The sequence below is a fragment of the Sanguibacter suaedae genome (assembly GCF_016342785.1).
Lineage (GTDB): Bacteria > Actinomycetota > Actinomycetes > Actinomycetales > Cellulomonadaceae > Sanguibacter > Sanguibacter suaedae.
Genome location: NZ_JAEINH010000007.1, coordinates 159,239 through 181,921, shown reverse-complemented (window position 1 = coordinate 181,921; position 22,683 = coordinate 159,239). Strand labels below are relative to the sequence as shown.

The window sequence follows — 22,683 nt, the reverse complement described above, 5'->3', positions numbered from 1 at the left end:
CGACATGTTCACCACACCCGGGGTGCCAGCAGGGTGGTTCGCGACGATCCAGTCGATCCCGCTCACCACACCCGAGACCGTTCCCGACCCGTCGCACCCCAGGACCCGCACGGGCACGATCGTCGCGGACTTCGCCACACCGAAGGTCCGCGACGCGACCGTCCCGGCCACGTGGGTTCCGTGCCCGTTGCAGTCCGCCGTGCCCCTGCCGTCGAGCACCGCCGTGAACCCGCTGGTCACCCGACCACCCAGGTCGGTGTGCGTCGGGTCCACGCCCGTGTCGACCACGTAGACACGCGCCCCCGAGCCGCCGGCGGCCGGTGACGTGTACCTGCCGTCCAGCGGCAGCGTGGCCTGGTCCAGGCGGTCCAGACCCCACGGCGCACCGTCCTGCGTCACATCGTCAAGGGCCGTCATCGGCCGGTCGGCCTCCACCGACAGCACGCCAGGAGCCTCCGCGAGCGCCTGCGCCTGGTCTGCCGTGGCCTCCACGACGTACCCGTCGAGGGCGTCGTGAGCGGCGACGGTCTCCATGCCCTCGGCGTCGATCTCGGCCAGGACGCTGCTGGTTCTGCGCGGGTCGACCTCGATCAACCAGGTGCTCGCGCCGTCGTCGGGCGGGTCCTGGGGTGCGGGTCGGGCGCTGGCTGTGAGCGGAACCGCGGCGACGAGCGTGCCAGCGATGGTCAGCGCAAGGATCCGGCGCCCAGGTCGTCGTGTCGTCATCGCAGTCCTCCGTGCGAGCACCGACCGCCCGGCGCGGCCTCTGGCTCTTCCCCACGGACATCGGCAGCGCACGTCCCGACATCGAGGGTGAGAGGGGACGACCACCCGGGTGACGTCTCGCCTCACCCCGTTCCGCGAAGGGGCCTCACCCGGGGAAGGAGCACACCTGCAGCAAGGTCCCGTCGGGGTCGCGGAAGGTGAACTCGGCGAACGTCTCGTCCACCCGGTGGACAGGGTCGACGTCCACGCCCCGCCCCGCCGACCACGCGTGGGTGGACTCGGCGTCCGCGGCGTAGAAGTTGAACGCCGGGAAGTCCCTCGGTGCGGCCGACCCGTCGTGCGACCCCGGTCCGAGGAGCGTCAGAGCGGTCTGGTCCACGTCGAACGCCACGATGTCGTCGGCCCGGAAGCGTTCCCTCAGGCCGAGGACCTCCCGGTACCAGCGGGCGGAACGCTCCAGGTCGGTCGTGCGGACGAAGACGGTGTCGATCCGTGACAGGGGAGTGCGCGTCGAGGCGCGCGGTTCGATCATGCACCGCATGGTGCCAGAGGCCCCGCCCGTCGTCCACGACGCCCACCCGGCCCGCCAGGATCACGGGACCGGTGGCGCCTGACCGTCGAGGACCATCTGCCCCGCACGCACCTTCGACTCCGCGACCTCCACCTGCCACAGCTCCGCCAACCGCTCGGCGTCCTCGAACGTGTACCCGGCGTCCCAGAACGCGTCGAACGCGGCATCGTCCACCCCGCGGACCGGGACGGTGGACCCCGGGGACACCGGCAACGGGTCCCCGTCCAGGATCATCTGCCCCGCACGGGCCTTCGTCGCCGTCACGTCCGTCTGCCACAGGTCCTCGAGCGCCTCGACGTCCTCAGGAGTGAACCCCGCGTCCCAGAACGCCTCGTACTGCTCACGGGTGTACCCCGCCGGCATCGCCGACCACTCCACACCCACCGCCCGCACGACACCCTCGACCGCAGCCGCGAACCCCGAGTACGGGTTGGCCGCCGCCGCCGCCCCGGCACCGGCGAGCGCCAACGACGACGACACCGCACCCACGAGCACCAGCTTCCCGGCACGACGCCCCACCGCACGCTCCTGCCGCACCGGGACCTCGGCCTCCGAGAGCCGGCCCGACACGCGCTCCACCACCTGCGCCATCACCTCCGGACCGGGCTCGCGCGACCGCAACGCCGCCGCCACACGCCCCGCCAGCTCGTCCTCCGACACTCTGTCCACGACCTCACGCCCCTTCCCAGCACTCTCACCGAAACCCGTCATGACCCATCCACCTCGCCCACCTCAGCGCGACGCAACGTCGCCAGCGCCCGCGACGCATGAGAACGCACCGTCGCGCCCGACGTCCCGAGCACCGCGGCGATCTCCACGTCGCTCAACCCCTCGTAGTACCTCAGCACCAGCACCGACCGCTGACGCCCCGGCAGGCCCTCCAACCGACGCCACATCGCATCCTCCTCCGACACACCCACCGCATGATCACCACCGACCTCCGCATGCGCAGCCAGCTCCTCGTCCGCCGCCGGACGCACCGTCCGCACGTGCCACCGTCGACGCCACGACAGGTGCTCGTTCGTCACCATCCGCCGCAGGTACAGGTCCGGACGGTCCATCAACGTGATCCGCCCCCACCGCACGTGCGCTCGCAGCAGGACCTCCTGGACCAGGTCGGCGGCCGTGTGCGGGTCGCCGACGAGGACCGTCGCGTAGCGCAGGAGCCCCGGCAGGTGGGTCCTGACGAGGGCGTCCAAGGATCCCTCGGTGACGGCCGGTGGAGCGTCGGAGGCCGGTTCGTCCTGCGGGCGCGGGAGAGGCACAGGACCCGTCCGGGCGCCGGACACGGGCAGCCACGTGGTCATCTCACCGGCTCCTGTCGGGCGAGGGCGGAGAGCGCCCCGAGGGGGTCGTGCACGGCTCGGGTGTCGGGCGGTGGGACCGGGGAACTGTCCAGGCAGCGCAGCAGCAACCGTTCGACGAGGTGCGCGCGACGCACGACGTCGCCCGCGTCGTCGGACCCGGGGAGGATGCGCACCTCCAGGGTGTCGCGCGCCGGGTCGACCGCGACCAGCTGTGTGAGGTTCACGTCGGCGAACTTCGTCAGCCCGACCGTGCGCGCGCCCGAGGCGACCTCGGCCCACGTCAGGCCCGGGTGCTCGACCAGGTCCAGGAGCTCGTCCGGCAGGGGAGCGAGACGACGGCACGCGCCGTTGGTGCCGAGCGCGTCCCACAAGGGTTCACGCCACCTCGTGAACAGGCGCACGAGGTTCGCGAAGGCCGCAGGGCTGCGGAACGGTGCCCCGTCGACGTGCACGTGGACCGCGGCTTCGGCGGGAACCGTGAACCCGAGCTCGCGAGCGGGGCGCAGCAACGCCTCGAGGGTCGCCTCGTGGTCGGAGACCAGGGGAGGGGTGACCACCTCGCACGGCCGCTCGCGCCCACCGGGCAACGGCATCGCGACCGCGATCGTGGCACCCGCCGAGTCGTTCACGCGAGCAGCGCCCCCGAGGAGCTCGACACGTGTACCGACGAGCCGAGCGACCGGCCCCAGCACCTCCCGCAGGGGCGCGTCAGGGTCGACGTGACGCTCCACGAGACGCAGCAGCCGCGCGTCGTCGCACAGCACCCGGTACCACCCGCGGTGCCCGGCCCGTGTGCGGGCGACGTCGGCCTCGATCGTCACGTCGTCGACGAGGCGGGCCACGGGCGCTCCTGCCTCGTCGACGACGTCGAACGCGGGGGACAGGTGCCGGAACACCCCGACTCCCGGCACTGCGGACGGTTCGCTGTCGGAGTGGAACGACCGTCGCACAGCGCCGTCGCGTGCGGCGGCGAGCGCGTCGGCGAGCACCTGCCGGTCGGACCCGGCGGGTGCGAGCAGCTCGATCTCGAAGCCTGTGCGCAGCGTGAGCATGTCGGTGGTCTTCTCCTGGCGATCAGTCAGCGGTGCCGGGTGCACGGTCAGCCGGCGGGGGTCGCGGCCGGGGCCGGCGTGCCACTCGGGTCCACGGGGACAGTCTGCCCGTCGAGGATCATCTGTCCGGCACGAGCCTTCGTCTCGAGGATGTCGGTGCTCCACAGGGCCCCGAGCGCCTGCGCGTCGTCGACGGTGTAGCCGGCGGCGAAGAACTCGCCCACGGCGGCCTCGGCGTCCGCGGACAGGGGAGCCGTGGCGTGCGTACCGGGTGCGAAGGGGAGCTCCTTGCCGTCGAGGATCATCTGCCCGGCACGAGCCTTGGTCTCGGTCTCGTCGAGGGACCAGATGTTCTGGAGCTCGAGGAGGTCCTCACCGGTGTACTCGGCGTCCCAGAACGCCTCGTACTGCTCCTGCGTGTAGTTCTCGGGCATCGCGGACCAGTCGACGCCGACGCCCTGGACGACGGTCTCGACGGCCTGGGCGAACCCGGACTGCGGTGCGGCAGCGACGGCCAGACCGGCCCCGGCCACACCGAGCCCGGTGGTGGCGAGCGCGATGGTGACGATCCGGATCGTGGTCGAACGTGTGCTGCGGGACATGCTGGCCTCCAGGTGAGCGGGATGTGCTTGCTCTCTAGAAACGCCGCTCGACGCCCAGATGTGGAGCCGCGCACCCCGTGAACGTGTGTGACGACCGTCACGGCAGCAGCGCTGCTCGAGGCCCCTCTCAACCCCTTTCGCGTAACGCCGATAATGTATATTATGACATTTAGAAGGCGAGAAGGGGCCGACAGAGCTCTGTATCCGGTCCCCTCCGGGCGCGCTGACCACCCTCGGTGCTTCGGTGTCCACGCCCCCCCCTGTCGACCACCATGTACCGACGTGCGGGCAGCGATCCTTCGATCGGTGGCACCGTACCTCGCCGGCCGACCGTGGAACGCGCCGGTGACCGGCAGGACAGATCCCGCAGCACGCACCACCGAGCGAGGCCGACGGCGCTCGACGGCACGGCGCCCCGTACCGCCAGGCCTCATGGGCGGCGCCCCCATCGCATTTGTACCGGTACATCAGGGTCGACCGCACCGCCTCCGGTATCCCCGCCGTCACGAGCAACCGCCCGCCAGGACCGATCCCTCGCACGCGACGAAGTCCGCTGCCCCGTGCACGACCTGGCGTGTGCGCACGTCACACCGTGTCCAGGAGGGTGCGTCCGGGCGGTGGGACGTGCGGACGTCTAAGGTCGTCCTGTGGAACATGTCGAACAGCGGGTCGCGCGGTTCGCGCGGCAGACCATCACCCGTTCACTGGTCGCCTACACGGTCGTGCCGCTGGTCGCCGCCTCGGTCATCACCGCGGCCGACCACTGGAAGAAGCGCTCGCAGTCCCGGAAGGCGACCTTCCCGCACACCGCGCCCAAGCACTCGACCATCGGTGAGTCGACCACGACGATCTACACGTTCGGTGTCGAGCTGTACGAGGAGATGATCGCGGCCATCGAGGCCGCCGAGCACCACGTGTACCTGGAGACGTACATCTGGAAGGGCGACGGCCTCGGGCAGCGGTTCAAGGACGCGCTCATCGCGGCGTCCGAACGTGGGGTGTCCGTGCACGTCGTGTACGACGGGTTCGCGAACCTCGTGGTGCCCCGGAAGTTCTTCGAGTTCCCCCCCGAGATCCAGGTGCTGCGCTTCCCGGTGTTCCGCCCGCAGGTGCTCCTCCTGGACATCAAGCACTCCGGGCGTGACCACCGCAAGATCCTCGTCGTCGACGACGAGGTCGGTTTCGTGGGTGGGTACAACCTGGGCAGCCTGTACGCCACGCAGTGGCGTGACACCCACCTGAGGATCACCGGCCCGGCGGTGTGGGAGCTGTCGAGCGCGTTCCAGGAGTTCTGGAACCTCAACCGCACGACTGAGGTGAGGGCGCTCCCCTCCCCCGGGACCACGCACTGGGAGCCCGGTTTCCAGGCTGCGCGCAACGCTCCTGTGCGTCGCGTGTACCCCATCCGCAACCTCTACCTCGAGGCGGTGCGGCGAGCCACGAGCCACGTGTACCTCACGCAGGCGTACTTCATCCCGGACCGTGAGCTGCTCGCCGTGATCGTCTCGGCGGCCAGGCGTGGCGTGGACGTGCGCGTCATCGTGCCCGAGGCGTCGAACCACGTCCTCACCGACTGGCTCTCCCGGGGCCTGTACTCCCAGCTCCTGCGGGCCGGGGTGACGATCTGGTTGTACCGCAACGCGATGGTCCACGCGAAGACCGCGACGGTCGACGGGCTGTGGACGACGATCGGCACCGCGAACATCGACCGGCTCAGCCTGTCCGGGAACTACGAGATCAACATGGCGATCTACGACGCGACGCTGGCGGCGCAGATGGAGGAGATCTTCGAGGTCGACCTCAGCAACTGCCGGCAGCTGCACCTCGAGGAGTGGGAGCGGCGTTCACCGGTCGCCCGGCTCGGCGAGAAGCTCCTCGCACCCCTCAGCCCGCTGCTCTAACCGGCCGGTTCCGCACGCCCGGCGTCGGCGATCTCCTCCTCCGGGCGAGGGGGAACCGTCTCGTCCTGCTCGAGGAGGGGCACCTCGTCGAACTCCGGATGGGCCTCGTGCAGCTCTCGCGAGACCGTGCTCGCGTCCCGCGACGTCCCTTGTGCACCGGGTGTCGTGCTCATCGTTCCTCCTCGGTCGGCCTGACCCCACGGTAGCCCCCGCACCGGCCCCCCGCACGAGGGGGGCGCACCACAGGGTGGTGCGCCGCCGTCATACGTGGCTCGTCAGGCGACGACGAGCACCAGGTCGCCACCCTCGAGCTGCTGGACCGCACCGATCGCCAGACGCTGCACGGTCCCGCCGACGGGCGTCGTGATCGCCGCCTCCATCTTCATGGCCTCCACCGTCGCGACGGTCTGACCGGCCTCGACCCGCTGCCCCTCCTGCACCACCGGGGTCACCGCCCCCGCGAAGGGCGCTGCGATCTGACCCGGGGTGCCGGGGTCGGCCTTCTCCGCCGCCGAGCTGTCCACCTCGACGGACCGGTCCCGCACCTGGATGGGACGGATCTGCCCGTTGAGGGTGAACATCACCGTCCGCATCCCCCGCACGTCCGGCTCCCCCACGGCCTCCAGGCCCACGAGCAGCCGCACCCCACGCTCCAGGGCGATCTCCACCTCGTCACCAGCCTGCAGCCCGTACAGGTAGCTCGAGGTGTCCAGGACGCTCACGTCGCCGTACGCGGCCTGCGACGCCAGGAAGTCCTTCGTCGGCCCCGCGAACAGCAGGTGGTTGAGCCGGTCGCGACGCACCTCCGACGTCCCCGCGAGGTCACGCAGGTCGTCGTCCGAGAGCGGGTTGACCCCGTCACGCACCGTCCGCCCCGCGAGCGCCTTCGTCCGGAACGGCTCCGGCCACCCGCCGGGCGGGTCGCCGAGCTCACCACCGAGGAACGCGATGACCGAGTCCGGGATGTCGTACGACTGCGGGTTCTCCGCGAAGTCCGCCGGGTCCGCGCCCCGCGCCACGAGGTGCAGGGCGAGATCCCCGACGACCTTCGACGACGGCGTCACCTTGACCAGGCGGCCGAGGATGCGGTCCGCCGCGGCGTAGGTCGCCTCGATCTGCTCGAACTGGTCACCCAGCCCCAGCGCGATGGCCTGCTGGCGCAGGTTCGACAGCTGCCCCCCGGGGATCTCGTGGGTGTACACGCGTCCCGTGGGACCGGCCAGCCCCGACTCGAACGGAGCGTAGATCCGCCGCACGGCCTCCCAGTACGGCTCCAGGTCGCACACCGCCTGCAAGGACAGGCCGGTGTCGCGGTCCGTGTGCTCGAGCGCCGCGACCAGCGCCGACATCGACGGCTGGCTCGTGGTCCCTGCCATTGCGGCGCTCGCGGCGTCCACCGCGTCGACGCCCGCCTCCACGGCCGCCAGCAGCGTGGCGGTCTGCCCGCCCGCCGTGTCGTGGGTGTGCAGGTGGACCGGCAGGTCGAACCGCTCGCGCAGCGCCGTCACCAGGCGCCTCGCAGCCTCCGGGCGCAACAGCCCAGCCATGTCCTTGATGGCCAGGACGTGCGCGCCGGCAGCGACGATGCGGTCCGCGAGCTCGAGGTAGTAGTCGAGCGTGTAGAGGTCCTCGGCAGGGTCGAGGAGGTTCCCGGTGTAGCACAGGGCGACCTCCGCGACCGCGGTCCCCGTCGCCCGGACCGCCTCGATCGCCGGACGCATCTGCTCCACGTCGTTCAGGGCGTCGAAGATGCGGAAGATGTCGATCCCCGTGGCGGCCGCCTCACGGACGAACGCCTCGGTCACCTCCGTCGGGTACGGCGTGTACCCGACCGTGTTGCGACCGCGCAGCAGCATCTGCAGCGCGACGTTCGGCAGCGCGGCGCGCATCCGGGCCAGGCGGTCCCACGGGTCCTCGCCGAGGAAGCGCAGCGCGACGTCGTAGGTCGCACCACCCCACGCCTCCACCGACAGCAGGCCGGGCAGCTGCCGGGCCACGTGCGGGGCGACAGCCACGAGGTCATGGGTCCGCACCCGCGTCGCGAGGAGCGACTGGTGCGCGTCACGGAACGTCGTGTCCGTCACCGCGACCGCGGACTGCTCGCGCAACGACCGGGCGAACCCCTCGGGGCCCAGCTCGAGCAGACGCTGACGCGACCCGGCAGGCGCAGGCTCGGAGACGTCCGACGCGGGCAGCTTCGCCCGCGGGTCGATCGCACCCGTACCAGGACCGTGCGGCTGGTTCACCGTCACATCACCCAGCAGGCTCAGGAGCTTGGTCCCCCGGTCCGCGCTCTCGCGCGCCGCGAGCAGCTCAGGACGCTCGTCGATGAACGACGTCGACAGGTTCCCTGCCACGAACTCCGCGTCCGCGAGGACCGCCTGGAGGAACGGGATGTTCGTCCGGATCCCCCGGATGCGGAACTCCGCCAGAGCACGGCGGGCACGACGCACCGCCGTCGGGTAGTCACGCCCCCGGCACGTGAGCTTCACGAGCATCGAGTCGAAGTGACCGCTGATCTCCGAGCCCGCCGTGGCCGTCGCACCGTCCAGGCGCACACCGGCACCACCCGGCGACCGGTACGCCACGATGCGTCCCGTGTCCGGACGGAACCCGTTCGACGGGTCCTCCGTCGTGATCCGCGACTGCAGCGCCGCACCGTTGATCCGCACGTCCTCCTGACGGATGCCCAGGTCCTCCAGCGACTCACCGGAGGCGATCCGCATCTGGGACGCCACCAGGTCGACGTCCGTGACCTCCTCCGTCACCGTGTGCTCCACCTGGATGCGCGGGTTCATCTCGATGAAGACGTGCTTGCCCGCACGCTCCCCCACCGTGTCGAGGAGGAACTCCACCGTGCCGGCGTTCTGGTACCCGATCGACCGCGCGAACTTCACCGCGTCGGCGCACAGCGCCTCGCGCACCGCGGGATCGAGGTTCGGCGCCGGGGCGATCTCGATGACCTTCTGGTGACGACGCTGCACCGAGCAGTCACGCTCGAACAGGTGCACCACGTTCCCCTGACCGTCCGCCAGGATCTGCACCTCGATGTGCCGCGGACGCAGGACCGCCTGCTCGAGGAACATCGTCGGGTCACCGAACGCGCTGTCCGCCTCACGCATCGCCGCGGCCAACGCCTCCCGCAGGTCCTCACGACGGTCCACCCGGCGCATCCCACGCCCACCACCACCCGCGACGGCCTTCGCGAAGATCGGGAACCCGATCTCGTCCGCCGCGGCGACGAGCTCGTCGATGTCCGACGACGGCTCGCTCGACGCCAGGACAGGGATCCCGGCCTCCTTCGCCGCCTTGAGCGCACGCACCTTGTTCCCCGCGAGCTCCAGGACCTCCGGCGGCGGACCCACGAACGTCAACCCCGCCGCCGCGCACGCGCGCGCCAGCTCAGGGTTCTCCGACAGGAACCCGTACCCCGGGTACACGGCGTCCGCCCCGGACTCCGTGGCCACCCGCACGATCTCCTCGATGTCCAGGTACGCCCGGACAGGATGCCCGGCATCACCGATGAGATACGCCTCGTCGGCCTTCAGCCTGTGCTCGGAGTTGCGGTCCTCCTGCGGGAACACCGCCACGGTGCGCGCACCCATCTCGTACGCCGCACGGAACGCACGCACGGCGATCTCCGCGCGGTTGGCAACCAGTACCTTCGAGAACACCCAACACCCCATCACTCGTCGCGTCCCGGCACGGGCCCGCCCACGCACCAGCGCAGCGGCCCCCAGGAACGAGTCAGCTCGGTCACTTACGGTGCGCCCGGCCCACGGCCGGCACGCACCGCGATCTTCCCACGACTCTCCCCAACTCTCCCGGACGCATCCGCAGAACGGTACGGACCGGCACTCCCGAACCTCACCCGCGCCGCTCCTGACCACGACACGAGCGGACGATACTGTCGTGCCGTGCCCGTCCTTGGAATCTGCAGCCTCAAAGGTGGAGTGGGCAAGACGTCCGTCACCCTGGGACTCGCCTCCGCCGCCACCGCACGCGGGCTGCGCACCCTCGTCGTCGACCTCGACCCGCAGGCGGACAGCACCCTGTGCCTCGGCGCCGCCGGCGCAGCCGCCCAGGACGTCGCCGCCGTCCTGGACAACCCCGCCGGCTACGTCGTCGGCTCCGCGCTCGCAGCCTCCGCCTGGGATCCCGACCTCCTCGACGTCCTCGTCGGCTCACCGGAGTCGGCCCGTCACGACGGCCCCACCCTCCCCCACCGGCTCGGCCGCCTCGGGACAGCCCTCGCCGAGGTGCAGGACGACTACGACCTCGTCCTCGTCGACTGCCCGCCCTCCCTCGGGGGTCTCACCCGCCACGGCCTCGCGTCGTGCCGGCGGGCGCTCGTCGTCACCGAACCCGGCCTCTTCTCCGTGACCGCGGCGTCACGGGCGTTGCGGGCCATCGACGACGTACGGCGTGCCGTCGCCCCTGAGCTGCAGCCCCTCGGCGTCGTGGTCAACAGGGTGCGCGCACGGTCCAGCGAGCAGGCATACCGCCTCGAGGAGCTGTCCGGGCTCTTCGGCCCTCTCGTCCTGTCCCCCATGGTCCCCGAGCGTGCCGCGCTCCAGCAGGCCCAAGGGGCCGGTCGCGCGATCCACGAGTGGCCCGGAGCGGGTGCCGCGGAGCTCGCGGAGGTCTTCGACGCGCTGCTGGACCGGGCCCTGCGGTCGTCGGCCGAGGATCAACCCGCGGTGCGGGCCTGACGTCGCGCGGCCAGCTCGTCGTCGGACGTCGTGCCGTCGGCCTCGACCCGCTCCGTGGGCAGGGACGCCAACGTCCCCTCGACCTCGCGCCACACCCGGCCGACGGCGATCCCGAAGACGCCCTGACCACCCTGGACCAGATCGATGACCTCGTCGGCCGACGTGCACTCGTACACCGAGGCGCCGTCGCTCATGAGCGTGATCTGCGCGAGGTCCTCCACGCCGCGCTCGCGCAGGTGCAGCACCGCGCTGCGGATCTGCTGGAGGGAGACCCCGGTGTCGAGGAGCCGCTTGACGACCTTGAGGACGAGGATGTCGCGGAAGCTGTACAGCCGGTGCGTGCCCGACCCCGACGCGGGACGGACCGTGGGCTCCACGAGACCGGTCCGCGCCCAGTAGTCGAGCTGCCGGTAGGTGATGCCTGCGGCACGGCACGCCGTGGGTCCGCGGTACCCGACCGACGCGTCCAGATCGGGGAGCTCCTCCCCGAACAGGAGACCTTGCGTCCGCCCCTGAGAGGTGGGTCCGCCCGAACTGCCCGTCTCGGTGCTCTCGCTCACAGCTGCCTCCGTTTCAGCGCATCCACCGAACGTGTCGCGCTCGGCACGCCGTCGGACCATGGTGTCACGAAGTGACGTCCGGTGACCGGCGGGCGGGGCCGTCGGGGGCTGCCTGGCTGCTACCGGCGCCCAGGACGCGCCCGGATGACACTGGTCACGCTAGGACCCGCACGGTGCCGGGTCAACGACCACGCGTCCTCGCGGTTCGGCGTGTCGCGGGCACCACGGTCCGCTCAGACCTGCGGGTTGGTGAAGTCCTCCGGCGACACGGTGCGCAGGAAGTCCCGGAAACGGTCGATGTCCTCCAGCTGGCTGGGCGAGACGACCTCCACCCCCGCGAGTGCCACCACCTCCGCCGAGCAGAGCACCACCGCGTCCCTGCGCACCGCCAGGGCGATGGCGTCGGACGCCCTCGCGTCCAGCCTCGCCCCGGTGTCGAGGACCAGCTCCGCGTGGAACACCCCGTCCCGCAGGGCGACGATCTCCACGCTGTGGAGATCGCACCCGAGCGCATCGAGGATCGAGGACATCACGTCGTGCGCGAGCGGCCTCGGCGCAGGGATGCCCGACTGACCCATGGCGATCGCCCCGGCCTCACGAGGCCCCACGACGATCGGGACGACGAGCTCCGCGTCCGGGTCGAGGAGCAGCACCACGATCTCCTCGTTGACCGCGCGGCGGCGCACACCGAGGACATCGACCGGAACCATCGGGACGTCGTCGGGCATGCCTCCACCGTACGACCATCCGCAGCGGCCGTCAGGTCGCGAGATCCGCGATCCCCTGCCGCAACCAGGCAGTATGCAGCTGCGCGCACATTTCACCCAGCTCGGAAGCGGTCGTCGCGGCGCGCGCACGCGCCGAAGGGGCCTGCTGAGCACGGACTGGCGCGATCACCTGGTCCACGAGAGCGACCTGACGGTCCGCCGCCGCGCGCAGACCGCGCAGGTGCCGTGGCCCGATACCGTGCTCACCCAGCCCGGCAGCGAGAACCACGACGTCGCGGGCCACCGGATCGAACCGCCCGCGCGGGCCCGGACGCAGGACGCCGGCGGTGACGAGCTCCTCGACGAAGGAGAGCTCGACCCCTGCCTCCACAGCCAGGACCTCCAGGGTCAGCGCCCCCTCGGGTCCCGCGGCGCTCTCCCCGTCCTTCGTGGCCAGGCGCGGGATGAGCGGCTGGTCGCTGCTCGCCGCCCCCCGGTCGAGCGCGGCGAGCTTGTCCTTGATGACCTTGAGCGGGAGGTACCGGTCGCGCTGCTCCACGAGGACGAAGCGCAGGCGCTCGACGTCCGCGGGCGAGTACTGGCGGTACCCCGCAGGTGTCCGCACAGGGTGAACCAGCCCCTGCTCCTCGAGGAACCGGAGCTTCGAGTGGCTCACGGCCGGGAACTCGGCACGCAGGCTCCTGAGGACGTCCGAGATCCGCATGGTCGCGTCGTGCGAGATGCCCTGGGGCCAGGTCTCGCCCTCTGCAGGCGTGCTGTCGGCGGCCGGCGCCGAGGCCTCGTCCTCCGCCCCAGCCGGCCGGGCGACGGCCGAGAGGAGCTCGTCGTACCGCGCGGAGCGTGCAGCGCTCACTCGGCACCCTGGGCGGGCTGCGCGCCGGCCTTGAGGAGGGGGCTGGGGTAGAAGAGCATCCTGTACTTGCCGATCTGCACCTCGTCGCCGGCGCGCAGCAGAGCCGACTCGATGCGCGTGCGGTTGACGTACGTCCCGTTGAGGGAACCGATGTCACGCACGAGGAAGTCGTCGAGCTCACGGACGAACTCCGCGTGCTTCCTCGAGACCGTCACGTCGTCGAGGAAGATGTCGGCGTGCTCGCTGCGGCCTGCGACGGTCCGCTCCGCGTCGAGCAGGAACCGTGACCCGGCGCTCTGGCCGCGCTGCATGATGAGCAGCGCCGAGCTGCGCGGGAGCGCCGCGACAGCAGCGTGCTGCTCGGCCGTCAGGCCCGACGCGCCCGGGGAGTCGTCGCTCTGGACGGGAGAACCGAAGCTGATGGTCGTGTCGCTCGACCCGTGCGACGTCGCAGGACCGGCCGCCGCCGAGTGCTCATCGGGGAAACCCGTGCTGTTCCTCATGTCGCCTCCTGAAGAGCTGGTCGTGGTCGTGCGCCCGTGCTCGACCGTTATCGGCAGTCGATCCCCTCAACCTTAGATCGTCGGCCGCACGGATCTGAATCCCGGTGTGCGGGCGACGTTACACGTCCGCGACGTCGCACATCACTCATCCACCGGCACCGGCGTGGCGTACGTCGGGTCCTCCGGCTCATGGACCGCGGAGATCACCAGATCGTCCCTCGGGACGATCGTCGCCTGCGCGTCCTTGCTGCGGATCGTCTGCATCGCGCCGCCCGGGATGTCGAGCGCAGGCTCGAGGGTCTTGGGGTCCCCGATCGCCAGCCACGTGAAGGGCGACTCCACGAGCCTGCCGTCCACGACGACACCCGACCCGTCGGCCGCGTCCGTGAAGTCGCTGCTCGTGACCATGCGGATCCCGTTGACCTCCACCGCCTCGGCACCCGCGTTGCGCAGCTCCTGGAGCAGGTTGAACAGCCGCGCCGCCCGGACCGGCTCCGCGCCCTCGACCACGTGGATCTCGATCCCGGGGCCCTGGGCGGGGAGCCGGCCCGAGAGGATGCCCAGCGTCGCGACGTTCTGCTCCGCGAGATCGATCGCCGCCTGCTCCGACGACGCGCTCGACCGCAGCTCGAACTCGGTCTGCCGCAGGGCGGACGCCTCTCGCTCGAGGTCCTCCGAGCGGCGGGTGACGTCGTCGAGGATCCGGACGAGGTCCGCCTGGCGCAGGTTCGTGAACTCCCCCTGCTGCGTCTGGCGCAGCTGCACGACGAGCGCGAAGCCCAGCACCCCGCACAGGACCGTCGCCAAGACCTGCGCGCGCGTCATCCGCGGCCGGAACGCCGCGCCCAGGCGACGCCACGGCGTACCGGGCGCCGACCGTTCGGCGGTGCCCGACCCGTCGTCGGCCGGGCCGTCCTCCGTCCCGGTGTCCAGTCGCTCCTGGGTCGGCTCGTCGTGGCTCATGCGCGGAACAGGTGGCGACGGATCGCGGCCGCGTTGGAGAAGATCCTGATGCCCAGGACCACGACGACGCCGGTCGACAGCTGCGTCCCCACCCCGAGCTGGTCGCCGAGGAAGACGATGAGCGCGGCAACCACGACGTTCGACAGGAAGGACACGAGGAACACCTTGTCGTCGAACGTCCCGTCGAGCAGCGCCCGCAGGCCGCCGAAGAGCGCGTCGAGCGCCGCGACGACCGCTATGGGCAGGTACGGCTGGAGGGACACCGGGACGGTGGGTTCCAGCAGGAGGCCTGCGGCCGCTCCGACGAGGAGCCCGAGAACCGGAATCACGTTGCACTCTCCCAAGCTGTTGTCATGTGTCGCTCCTCCGTGGTGCGCATCCTGTCACCCGTCCTCGAGAGGCCGTGCGGAGAACAGGACGTCCGACGATCCCGCAGGAAGGGTCACGTCGTCCACCCGGGCCACGGTGGTCCGGATGCCGTACTTGTTCGCCAGGGAGGCGAGCGTCGAGGCCGCGCTCGACCGCGCGAGAGCGGTCTCCATCCCCTCGGGATCGCCCACGACCGAGACGACGTACGGTGATTGCAGGCCCACCAGGTCCACGAGGACAGCTGCCCCGGCGGAGCGGATCGCCGTGGTCGCCGTGAGGCGCTGGCCGTTGATCGAGATCCCCTCGGCACCTGCGGCCCACAAGGCGTTGACGAGCGTCTGGAGGTCCTGGTCCTGCACGTACGCCAGCGGGTCCTCCTCCGCGAGGACACCGTCCTCCACCGTGACGACCATGCCCGGGCCCCGGACGGCGACCGTGCCGTTGACCAGGTTGTCGCGTCGGACCACCTCGAGGGTCTCCGGGGACGTCGACTCGAGCGTCGCGTCGCGCAGCTCGTCGATGGAGTCCTGGAGGGACTGGTTCTCCTCCACGGCCAGGTCCACCTGGTCGCGCCGCTCGACGATCTGTTCCTCGAGCAGCTGGCGGGCCTGCAGGGCCGCCGGCTCGGGCTCGCGGAGCTTCGCGGTGGCCGTGGCGGTGACCAGCCCGAGCAGGGCGGCGAGGGCGAGGAGCCACGCCTTGGTGCTCCACCCCCGTACGGGCTGCTGGCCGTCAGCGCGTCGTGCGGCCGCCTCCGCGTACCCGGGGTCGAGCGGACGGTGCATGACCTCGTTGAGGAGGGTCATCGACTCGTCGACCGGCCTGCGTCCGGCCATCGACTCGTCCGTCGCGCGTCTCGCGGGCGTCATCGCCTCACCTCCCCGACGAGGAGCTGCCGGGTCTGGACCACATAGAGGACGCCCGAGTACCAGTACAGCCCCACGCCCCACCAGGCGAACGCCCACCCGAGCACCTGCGACACGTCCCCGAGGACCCCGGGGGCCTCCGCGATCAGCAGGAGGGGGAACGCGTAGAGGAGCGCGAAGGTCGCGGCCTTGCCCACGAAGTTCACGGGCAGCGGGCCGTAGCCGTGCCGGGTGAGGAGCGGCAGGAGCACCAGCAGCAGCACGTCCCGGGCGACGATGAGACCGAGGAGCCAGAGGGGGACCACGTCCCGCCAGGCGAGCGTCACGAGGGTGACGAGGATGAAGAGGCGATCCGCAGCGGGGTCGAGGACCTGCCCGAGCTTCGACACCTGGTCGAGCCTGCGGGCGAGCACCCCGTCGAGCCAGTCCGTCACGCCGGAGAACGCGAGGACGCCCAGCGCCCAGAGGTCGTGCCCCTGGACCACGAGGACGGCGAACACAGGGACGAGGGCCAGCCGCAGCAGGCTGATCACGTTGGGCACGGTCAGGACACGCGTGCTGACGTGCTGATCGCCGGACTCCACCGCTGCGCGTCCGCCCTTCTTCTCGATGACCTGCCACCATCCTACGGGCGCGCCCACCGAGACCAGAGCGTGTGGCCGACGTCACCGGTGGGCGACCTCGCGTGCACCACCCCCCGACCGCTAGAGTGATGACATCCCACGGAGTCTGTCGCGGGTCCCGCGTGTGCGTGTGTCAGTGGCCAAGAGGCCCAGTGTGTGTTTTCGGGATTGCGACGCCGGTTCGACTCGGACGAGTCGACTCCACCGCTCCCCCAACACCACTGAACGGTTGGTCATCCATGACGTCCCTCGACACCTCTGCGCCCGAGAGCGCCCAGAACACCCCCGAGACCGCAGCGACGACGTTCGCCGACCTCGGGCTCCCCGCCCCGCTCCTCCGCGCGGTCCTCGACCTCGGCTTCACGGTGCCGTCCTCGATCCAGGAGCGGGCCATCCCCGCCCTCCTGTCCGGCAGCGACATCACCGGCGTCGCCCAGACCGGGACGGGCAAGACCGCGGCGTTCGGCCTGCCGATGCTCGCCGCCATCGACCCGAGCGTCCGCCAGACCCAGGCGCTCGTGCTCACCCCGACCCGCGAGCTCGCCATGCAGGTCGCCGAGGCCATCGAGACCTTCGCCAAGCACATGGACGGCCTCGAGGTCGTCCCCGTGTACGGCGGTTCCCCGTACCAGCCGCAGGTGCGCTCGCTGTCGCGCGGCGCCCAGGTGGTCGTCGGGACCCCCGGCCGCGTCATCGACCACCTCGAGCGAGGCACCCTCAAGCTCGACGGCATCCGCTTCCTCGTCCTCGACGAGGCCGACGAGATGCTCCGCATGGGCTTCGCCGAGGACGTCGAGAAGGTCTTCGGCATGGCGCCGACCGAGCGCCAGGTCGCCCTGTTCTCCGCGACCATGCCGCCGCAGATCCGCCGCGTGGCCCAGCACCACCTGCGTCAGCCCGTCGAGATCTCCGTCTCGCGCCAGTCGTCCACCGTCACCGCGGTGACCCAGCAGTTCGCCGTCGTGCCCTTCCGGCACAAGATCGGCTCGCTCGTCCGGGTCCTCGCCACCTCCGACGCCGAGGCCGCCATCGTCTTCTGCCGCACCCGCGGTGCAGCGGAGGAGGTCGGCAGCGCCCTCATCGAGCGCGGGATCTCCGCGGCGACCATCTCCGGCGACGTCGCCCAGAAGGACCGCGAGAAGATCGTGGAGCGGCTGCGCGCAGGCGCCCTCGACGTCCTCGTCGCCACGGACGTCGCAGCGCGCGGCCTCGACGTCGACCGGCTGGGCCTCGTCGTGAACTTCGACATCCCCGGCGAGCCCGAGGCCTACGTACACCGCATCGGCCGCACGGGCCGTGCAGGCCGCACCGGCGTCGCGCTCTCCTTCGTCACCCCGAGCGAGCGCGGGCGTCTCAAGAGCATCGAGCGCACCATCCGCCAGCAGCTCACCGAGATCGAGATCCCCTCCCCCGCCGACGTGTCGGCGTACAAGGTCCGCCAGCTCCTGGGGAAGGTGACCGAGCGCCACGAGGCCGGCCGCCTGTCGATGTACCAGGAGCTCGTCCGCGAGCACCTCGACACCCACGGCACGGACCCGGTCGAGCTCGCGGCCGTCCTCGCCGCGCTCGCCGTGGGCGACGACGGTCCCAAGGCTCGCGAGGAGGAGGCCCTCTTCGAGGCGCAGCGTGCGGAGGCTCGTGAGACGCGTCGTCGTGACGAGCGCGCGCCGCGCCGCGAGGGCGACTCCGGTCGCCCGCAGCGCAGCGGCATCCGCCGCGACGCCGTCGGCACCCGCTACCGCCTCTCCGTCGGCCACACGCACGGTGCGCAGCCGAGCGGGATCGTCGGCGCCCTGACGAACGAGGGTGGCCTGTCCGGCAAGGACCTCGGCAAGATCGACATCTTCCCGAGCTTCTCGCTCGTCGACATCGTCAAGCCCCTCGACGAGGCGACGATCGACCGCATCTCCCGCGCCCGGGTTGCCGGGAAGGCGCTGCGCATCAAGCTCGACGACGGCCCCGCGCCGCGTGGCGCGAACGCGGGCGGGCACAGCGCTCCCGGTGGACGCCCCCGCAACAGCGCTCCGGCAGGCCGACGTGAGGCCGGCTTCGACCGTCAGGGTGCGGGCGCCGAGCGCAAGCCCAGGTTCCGTACCGGTTCCTGACACGGACGACCGCTCCGACGACGAGGACGGGCCCCGGGCTCCTCAGCCCGGGGCCCGTCCTCGTCCCGTGTCCTCCGTCGGCATGACGGGTCGTCGATCGAACGCGTCGTCCATCCGAAGTGTCTGGCGACGATGGTCAGCTGTCGTGGGGCGCCTCGCCGTGCAACGCCACGAGCGTCACCATCCGTCGCGCCTCCTGCTCGCCGCGCGCACCGTCGGACCGTTGCACGCCCATGACGGGGTGCCTGGTGCCGTCGGACAGCTCGAGCATCACCCACGGGTCACCTGGACCGAAGGCGACGGCCACGACCTGCGTCCACGCGAACGTCCGGACGTGCAGCAGGTTCCGCACCCGGATGCCCTGCGGCCCGACGTCGGCCCGGACGGTGGCGTGCCTCCACAGGAACAGGGACCCGAGGAGCACCACGACGACCAGGCCGACGACGGAGTCCGGCGAGTAGGTCCCGGACCGCGCACCTGGTGCGACGAGCAGCACCAGGGCGAGGCCCCCGACGACGAGGACGATCCCGGCGAGAGCGACCGCGCGGACGAACCTCGGCCGGAACGGTCGGTAGAGGTCGTCGTCGTCCGTCATCATGGGCTCCTGGTCGTCGTCCCCGCGTGGGGTCGTGTCAGATGCGGCAGGCGTGAATGGACGTCACGAGGATCGCTCGTGCCCCGACGTCGTAGAGGTCGTCCATGACCTTGTTGGTCTGGTCGCGCCGGACCATCGCCCGCACGGCGGCCCACTCGCGGTCGTGGAGCGGAGAGACCGTGGGCGACTCGAGGCCCGGGGTGATCGCGACGGCCGCGTCGACGAGACCGACGGGCACGTCGTAGTCCATGAGGACGTACTGGCGGGCGGTGAGCACGCCCTGCAGGCGCCGGGTGAGCGTCTCGAGGCCCGGGTGCGACTCCGTCCCCGCCCTGCGGATGAGGACCGCCTCGGAGAGGAGGATCGGGTCGCCGAAGATCTCCAGGCCCGCGGCGCGCAGCGTGGTCCCGGTCTCGACGACGTCGGCGATGACGTCGGCGACACCGAGGCGCACCGAGCTCTCGACGGCACCGTCGAGGTGGACGATCGCGTCGGCGGCGACGCCGTGCTCGGCGAGGTACGCCCCGACGAGGACGGAGTACGACGTGGCGACGCGGCGCCCGGCGATCTGCGAGAGCTCCGTGACGGTGCCCTGGGGGGCGGCGAACCGGAAGGTCGACCTCGCGAAACCAAGCGGGAGGTGCTCCTCGGCGGCGGCACCGGAGTCGAGCATGAGGTCCCGACCGGTGATCCCGGCGTCGACCGTTCCTGCGCCGACGTAGACGGCGACGTCACGGGGTCGCAGGAAGAAGAACTCGACGTCGTTGTCGGGGTCGGCGAGCACCAGCTCACGGGTGTCGCGCCGTTGGCGGTAACCCGCCTCGCGGAGCATCTCGGAGGCCGGTTCGGACAGGGATCCCTTGTTCGGGACGGCGATGCGGAGCACGTGTTCCTCGCGGTGTGTGGGGTGGTGGCCGGGGCCGTGGGCTCAGAGGTACCGGTAGACGTCCTCGAGCGTGAGGCCCTTGGCGACCATGAGGACCTGCAGGTGGTAGACGAGCTGGGAGATCTCCTCGGCCGTCTCCGCGTCGCTCTGGTACTCGGCGGCCATCCAGACCTCGGCGGCTTCCTCGACGATCTTCTTGCCGATGGCATGGACGCCGGCGTCGAGCTGGGCGACGGTGCCGGAACCGGCGGGGCGCTCCACGGACTTGGCGGTGAGCTCTGCGAACAGGTCTTCGAACGTCTTCACCGTCCAAGAATAGTCGCCGCCCGGCGCCTGCCCGAACAGGGTGGCCGGGCGGCGAGCCTACTCAGAGCCCGCGGAGGGCGTGGACCGTGGCGAGGGCGGCCTCGACGGCCTCGGCGCCCTTGTCCTCGCGGGATCCCTCGAGGCCGGCACGGTCGAGGGCCTGCTGCTCGTCGTCGACGGTAAGGAGCCCGAAGCCGACAGGGACCCCGCTCCGCGTGGCCACGTCGGTCAGGCCCATGGTCGCGGCCTGGCAGACGTAGTCGAAGTGGGGCGTTCCCCCACGCACGACGACACCGAGGGCGACGACGGCGTCGGCACCCTGGGCTGCGGCCCGGGCGGCCACGACGGGCAGCTCGAAGGACCCGGGGACGCGCACCACGGTGACGTCGGTGACACCCGCCTGCTCGAGCGCACGGCAGGCTCCGCCGAGGAGGCCGTCCATGATCGTGGTGTGCCACAGCGCGGCGACGACGGTGACGCGCAGGCCCGCCCCGTCGACGGCGATGGTGGGTGCTCCGGCTCCGCTCATCGGGCGGCCTCCTGGGTGTCGTGGACGGTCTCGGTGATGGTGGTTGCTGCTGGGACCTCGACGGACACGCTCTCGAGGAGGTGACCCATGGAGACCTTCTTCGTCACGAGGTACTGGTGGTTCTCGGGGGTGTGCCCCACCTCGATGCGGACCGTCGACGCCACGTCGATGCCGCTGGCGGTGAGCCCGGTGGACTTCGCCGGGTTGTTGGTGAGCAGGTCGAGGCGGTCGATGCCGAGGTCCGCGAGGATCGCTGCTGCCGCTCCGTACTCGCGCCGGTCGACCGGCCACCCGAGCTCGAGGTTCGCCTGGACGGTGTCGAGGCCTGCGTCCTGCAGCTCATAGGCACCGATCTTCGCGAGGAGACCGATGCCTCGTCCTTCGTGGCCCCGCAGGTACACGACGGCGCCGCCCTCGACGGCCACGGTGGCGAGGGACGCCTGGAGCTGGGGGCCGCAGTCGCACCGCAGCGACCCGAAGGCGTCGCCGGTGAGGCACTCGGAGTGGACGCGCACGACGGGGACGTCGGCGGGGGCGGTGGGTGCGGCGGGGACCAGGGCGACGTGCTCGGCGCCGGTCTTGACGTCCCGGTACCCGTGGAGGCGGAAGAGGCCGTGGGCGGTGGGCAGGTCGGCGACGGCGGTCCGCTGCACGCGGGCCGTCTCCGGGTGCGCCGCCTCGTCGGCGGTGACGGGGTCGTGCTCGCGGCGCCACGCGATGAGGTCGGAGATGGTGAGGAGCACCAGCCCCTCGCGCTCGGCGAGGGTCGACGAGTCGTCCATGCGCATCATGGTGCCGTCGTCGTTGACCAGCTCGGCGATGCCGGCGACCTCGCCGAGCCCGGCGAGGCGCACGAGGTCCACGGCCGCCTCGGTGTGCCCGGCGCGGTGCAGGACTCCCCCGGCGACGGCGCGCAGCGGCAGGACGTGCCCGGGGCGGATGAGGTCCACGGCGCCGGAGCCGGGGTCGGCGAGGACACCCAGGGTGCGTCGGCGGTCCGCGGCGGAGATGCCCGTGGTCACCCCGGTCGAGGCGTCGACGGTGACGGTGTACGCGGTGCGTCGCGGGTCCTGGCTGTGCGGGACCATGAGGGGCAGCTCGAGGGCGTCGGCGCGGTGGGCGGGCATGGGCGCGCAGAGGTATCCCGAGGAGTGCCGGATGGTCCAGGCCACCCACTCGGTCGACACCGTGGAGGCGGCGAACACCACGTCGGCCTCGTTCTCGCGGTCCGGGGAGTCGGCGACGATCACGGGGCGTCCGGCGCGGAGCGCGTCGAGGGCCTCCTCGACCGTGGCGGTGGTGGGGTTCACGAGCGGTCTCCCAGCAGTCGTTCCACGTACTTCGCGATGACGTCGACCTCGATGTTCACGGGGGCTCCGGGGGGCAGGTCGCCGAGGACGGTCTCCTCGAGCGTCGTGGGGATGAGGGACACCCCGAACCAGTCGTCACCGACGGCCGTGACCGTGAGCGACACGCCGCTGACGGTCACGGAGCCCTTCTCCGCGACGTACCGGGCGAGCCCTGCGGGGACGTCCACGACGAGGTCGTCCCACCGGGCGCCGGGGGTGCGGCTGCGCAGGGCGCCCACCCCGTCGACGTGCCCCTGGACGATGTGCCCCCCGAGGCGGGTGTCCGCCCGGACCGCACGCTCGAGGTTGACCCGCGCCCCGGGGGCGAGCCTGCTCAGCGCGGTGCGCCGGAGCGTCTCGGGCATGACGTCGGCGGTGAAGGCCCCGCGGTCCGGGTCGAGGGTGCGGACCGTCAGGCACACGCCGTCGACGGCGATGGAGTCCCCGAGGGACGCGTCGGAGGTGACGATCCGGGCGTCGACGGTGATGACGGCGTCCGCCGCATCACCGTCCGGCCCGGTGGGGAGGGTGAGGGAACGGACGGTTCCCGTCTCCTCGACGATGCCGGTGAACATGT

General features: G+C 71.6%; 25 protein-coding genes. 3 read left to right on the top strand and 22 right to left on the bottom strand.

What is annotated here, in order from left to right; all coding sequences use genetic code 11:
• The 6 genes from JAV76_RS10360 to JAV76_RS10335 form a co-directional block, all read right to left on the bottom strand.
• The coding region (locus tag JAV76_RS10360; protein ID WP_198733962.1) for a S8 family serine peptidase at nucleotides 1-726 on the bottom strand (726 nt) is incomplete at its 3' end.
• A gap of 145 nt (nucleotides 727-871) precedes the next feature.
• Nucleotides 872-1,258, bottom strand: coding sequence for a VOC family protein (locus JAV76_RS10355; RefSeq protein ID WP_198733961.1), 387 nt, complete (start codon nucleotides 1,256-1,258; stop codon nucleotides 872-874).
• 60 nt (nucleotides 1,259-1,318) lie between these two features.
• Nucleotides 1,319-1,966 (bottom strand): hypothetical protein, encoded by a 648-nt coding sequence (locus JAV76_RS10350; RefSeq protein ID WP_198733960.1) that lies wholly within the window; start codon nucleotides 1,964-1,966, stop codon nucleotides 1,319-1,321.
• 38 nt (nucleotides 1,967-2,004) lie between these two features.
• On the bottom strand, nucleotides 2,005-2,604 hold the full coding sequence (locus JAV76_RS10345) for a SigE family RNA polymerase sigma factor (RefSeq protein WP_198733959.1): 600 nt from the start codon (nucleotides 2,602-2,604) through the stop codon (nucleotides 2,005-2,007).
• On the bottom strand, nucleotides 2,601-3,656 hold the full coding sequence (locus tag JAV76_RS10340; protein WP_230402119.1) for an amidoligase family protein: 1,056 nt from the start codon (nucleotides 3,654-3,656) through the stop codon (nucleotides 2,601-2,603). Before JAV76_RS10340 ends, JAV76_RS10345 begins: the two co-directional genes overlap by 4 nt.
• A gap of 47 nt (nucleotides 3,657-3,703) precedes the next feature.
• Nucleotides 3,704-4,258, bottom strand: a complete 555-nt coding sequence (locus JAV76_RS10335; protein ID WP_198733957.1) for a hypothetical protein — start codon at nucleotides 4,256-4,258, stop codon at nucleotides 3,704-3,706.
• A 647-nt stretch (nucleotides 4,259-4,905) separates the two neighbouring features.
• On the opposite strand from JAV76_RS10335, the gene JAV76_RS10330 reads away from it, so the two are divergent.
• Nucleotides 4,906-6,159, top strand: a complete 1,254-nt coding sequence (locus tag JAV76_RS10330; protein ID WP_198733956.1) for a phospholipase D-like domain-containing protein — start codon at nucleotides 4,906-4,908, stop codon at nucleotides 6,157-6,159.
• On the opposite strand, the gene JAV76_RS10325 is transcribed toward JAV76_RS10330, so the two are convergent.
• Both JAV76_RS10325 and JAV76_RS10320 read right to left on the bottom strand, forming a co-directional pair.
• Nucleotides 6,156-6,332 carry a hypothetical protein gene (locus tag JAV76_RS10325; RefSeq protein WP_198733981.1) on the bottom strand — a complete coding sequence of 59 codons (177 nt, stop codon included), beginning with the start codon at nucleotides 6,330-6,332 and terminating at the stop codon, nucleotides 6,156-6,158. The two genes, JAV76_RS10330 and JAV76_RS10325, sit on opposite strands and share 4 nt — an antisense overlap.
• Nucleotides 6,333-6,434: 102 nt before the next feature.
• Nucleotides 6,435-9,833 (bottom strand): pyruvate carboxylase, encoded by a 3,399-nt coding sequence (locus JAV76_RS10320; RefSeq protein WP_198733955.1) that lies wholly within the window; start codon nucleotides 9,831-9,833, stop codon nucleotides 6,435-6,437.
• Between the two features lie 243 nt (nucleotides 9,834-10,076).
• On the opposite strand from JAV76_RS10320, the gene JAV76_RS10315 reads away from it, so the two are divergent.
• The gene (locus JAV76_RS10315; protein ID WP_198733954.1) at nucleotides 10,077-10,871 is read left to right on the top strand and encodes a ParA family protein; all 795 of its coding nucleotides are present in this window, start codon (nucleotides 10,077-10,079) and stop codon (nucleotides 10,869-10,871) included.
• On the opposite strand, the gene JAV76_RS10310 is transcribed toward JAV76_RS10315, so the two are convergent.
• From JAV76_RS10310 to JAV76_RS10275, 8 genes are all read right to left on the bottom strand, one after another.
• Nucleotides 10,850-11,431: a MerR family transcriptional regulator gene (locus JAV76_RS10310; protein ID WP_307844153.1), complete on the bottom strand. Its 582-nt coding sequence runs from the start codon at nucleotides 11,429-11,431 to the stop codon at nucleotides 10,850-10,852. The genes JAV76_RS10315 and JAV76_RS10310 overlap by 22 nt on opposite strands.
• Nucleotides 11,432-11,664: 233 nt before the next feature.
• Nucleotides 11,665-12,159, bottom strand: coding sequence for a bifunctional nuclease family protein (locus JAV76_RS10305; protein WP_230402117.1), 495 nt, complete (start codon nucleotides 12,157-12,159; stop codon nucleotides 11,665-11,667).
• Between the two features lie 31 nt (nucleotides 12,160-12,190).
• Entirely contained in the window at nucleotides 12,191-13,012 is an 822-nt protein-coding gene (gene ftsR, locus JAV76_RS10300; protein WP_307844152.1) for a transcriptional regulator FtsR, read from the bottom strand.
• A complete protein-coding gene (locus JAV76_RS10295; protein ID WP_198733952.1) occupies nucleotides 13,009-13,515 on the bottom strand; it encodes an FHA domain-containing protein in 507 nt (168 codons plus the stop codon). The genes ftsR and JAV76_RS10295 overlap by 4 nt, the downstream gene beginning before the upstream one ends.
• 141 nt (nucleotides 13,516-13,656) lie before the next feature.
• Complete coding sequence (locus JAV76_RS10290; RefSeq protein ID WP_198733951.1) at nucleotides 13,657-14,478, bottom strand: DUF881 domain-containing protein; 822 nt, start codon at nucleotides 14,476-14,478, stop codon at nucleotides 13,657-13,659.
• The gene (locus tag JAV76_RS10285; protein WP_198733950.1) at nucleotides 14,475-14,807 is read right to left on the bottom strand and encodes a small basic family protein; all 333 of its coding nucleotides are present in this window, start codon (nucleotides 14,805-14,807) and stop codon (nucleotides 14,475-14,477) included. The genes JAV76_RS10290 and JAV76_RS10285 overlap by 4 nt, the downstream gene beginning before the upstream one ends.
• 54 nt (nucleotides 14,808-14,861) lie before the next feature.
• Entirely contained in the window at nucleotides 14,862-15,716 is an 855-nt protein-coding gene (locus JAV76_RS10280; protein ID WP_198733949.1) for a DUF881 domain-containing protein, read from the bottom strand.
• Complete coding sequence (locus tag JAV76_RS10275) at nucleotides 15,713-16,246, bottom strand: CDP-alcohol phosphatidyltransferase family protein (protein ID WP_307844150.1); 534 nt, start codon at nucleotides 16,244-16,246, stop codon at nucleotides 15,713-15,715. Before JAV76_RS10275 ends, JAV76_RS10280 begins: the two co-directional genes overlap by 4 nt.
• Before the next feature lie 329 nt (nucleotides 16,247-16,575).
• Between JAV76_RS10275 and JAV76_RS10270 the strand changes: the two genes are divergently transcribed.
• Nucleotides 16,576-18,441: a DEAD/DEAH box helicase gene (locus tag JAV76_RS10270; protein WP_198733948.1), complete on the top strand. Its 1,866-nt coding sequence runs from the start codon at nucleotides 16,576-16,578 to the stop codon at nucleotides 18,439-18,441.
• 136 nt (nucleotides 18,442-18,577) lie between these two features.
• On the opposite strand, the gene JAV76_RS10265 is transcribed toward JAV76_RS10270, so the two are convergent.
• The 6 genes from JAV76_RS10265 to JAV76_RS10240 all read right to left on the bottom strand — a co-directional run bounded on the left by JAV76_RS10265 (nucleotide 18,578) and on the right by JAV76_RS10240 (nucleotide 22,681).
• Complete coding sequence (locus tag JAV76_RS10265) at nucleotides 18,578-19,036, bottom strand: PH domain-containing protein (RefSeq protein ID WP_198733947.1); 459 nt, start codon at nucleotides 19,034-19,036, stop codon at nucleotides 18,578-18,580.
• 37 nt (nucleotides 19,037-19,073) lie between these two features.
• Nucleotides 19,074-19,922, bottom strand: a complete 849-nt coding sequence (gene hisG, locus JAV76_RS10260) for an ATP phosphoribosyltransferase (RefSeq protein WP_198733946.1) — start codon at nucleotides 19,920-19,922, stop codon at nucleotides 19,074-19,076.
• A gap of 42 nt (nucleotides 19,923-19,964) precedes the next feature.
• On the bottom strand, nucleotides 19,965-20,228 hold the full coding sequence (locus tag JAV76_RS10255) for a phosphoribosyl-ATP diphosphatase (protein WP_198733945.1): 264 nt from the start codon (nucleotides 20,226-20,228) through the stop codon (nucleotides 19,965-19,967).
• A 61-nt stretch (nucleotides 20,229-20,289) separates the two neighbouring features.
• A complete protein-coding gene (gene ribH / locus JAV76_RS10250; RefSeq protein ID WP_198733944.1) occupies nucleotides 20,290-20,757 on the bottom strand; it encodes a 6,7-dimethyl-8-ribityllumazine synthase in 468 nt (155 codons plus the stop codon).
• The gene (gene ribB, locus JAV76_RS10245; protein WP_198733943.1) at nucleotides 20,754-22,067 is read right to left on the bottom strand and encodes a 3,4-dihydroxy-2-butanone-4-phosphate synthase; all 1,314 of its coding nucleotides are present in this window, start codon (nucleotides 22,065-22,067) and stop codon (nucleotides 20,754-20,756) included. Before ribB ends, ribH begins: the two co-directional genes overlap by 4 nt.
• Complete coding sequence (locus JAV76_RS10240; protein ID WP_198733942.1) at nucleotides 22,064-22,681, bottom strand: riboflavin synthase; 618 nt, start codon at nucleotides 22,679-22,681, stop codon at nucleotides 22,064-22,066. Before JAV76_RS10240 ends, ribB begins: the two co-directional genes overlap by 4 nt.
• Nucleotides 22,682-22,683: the final 2 nt, after the last annotated feature.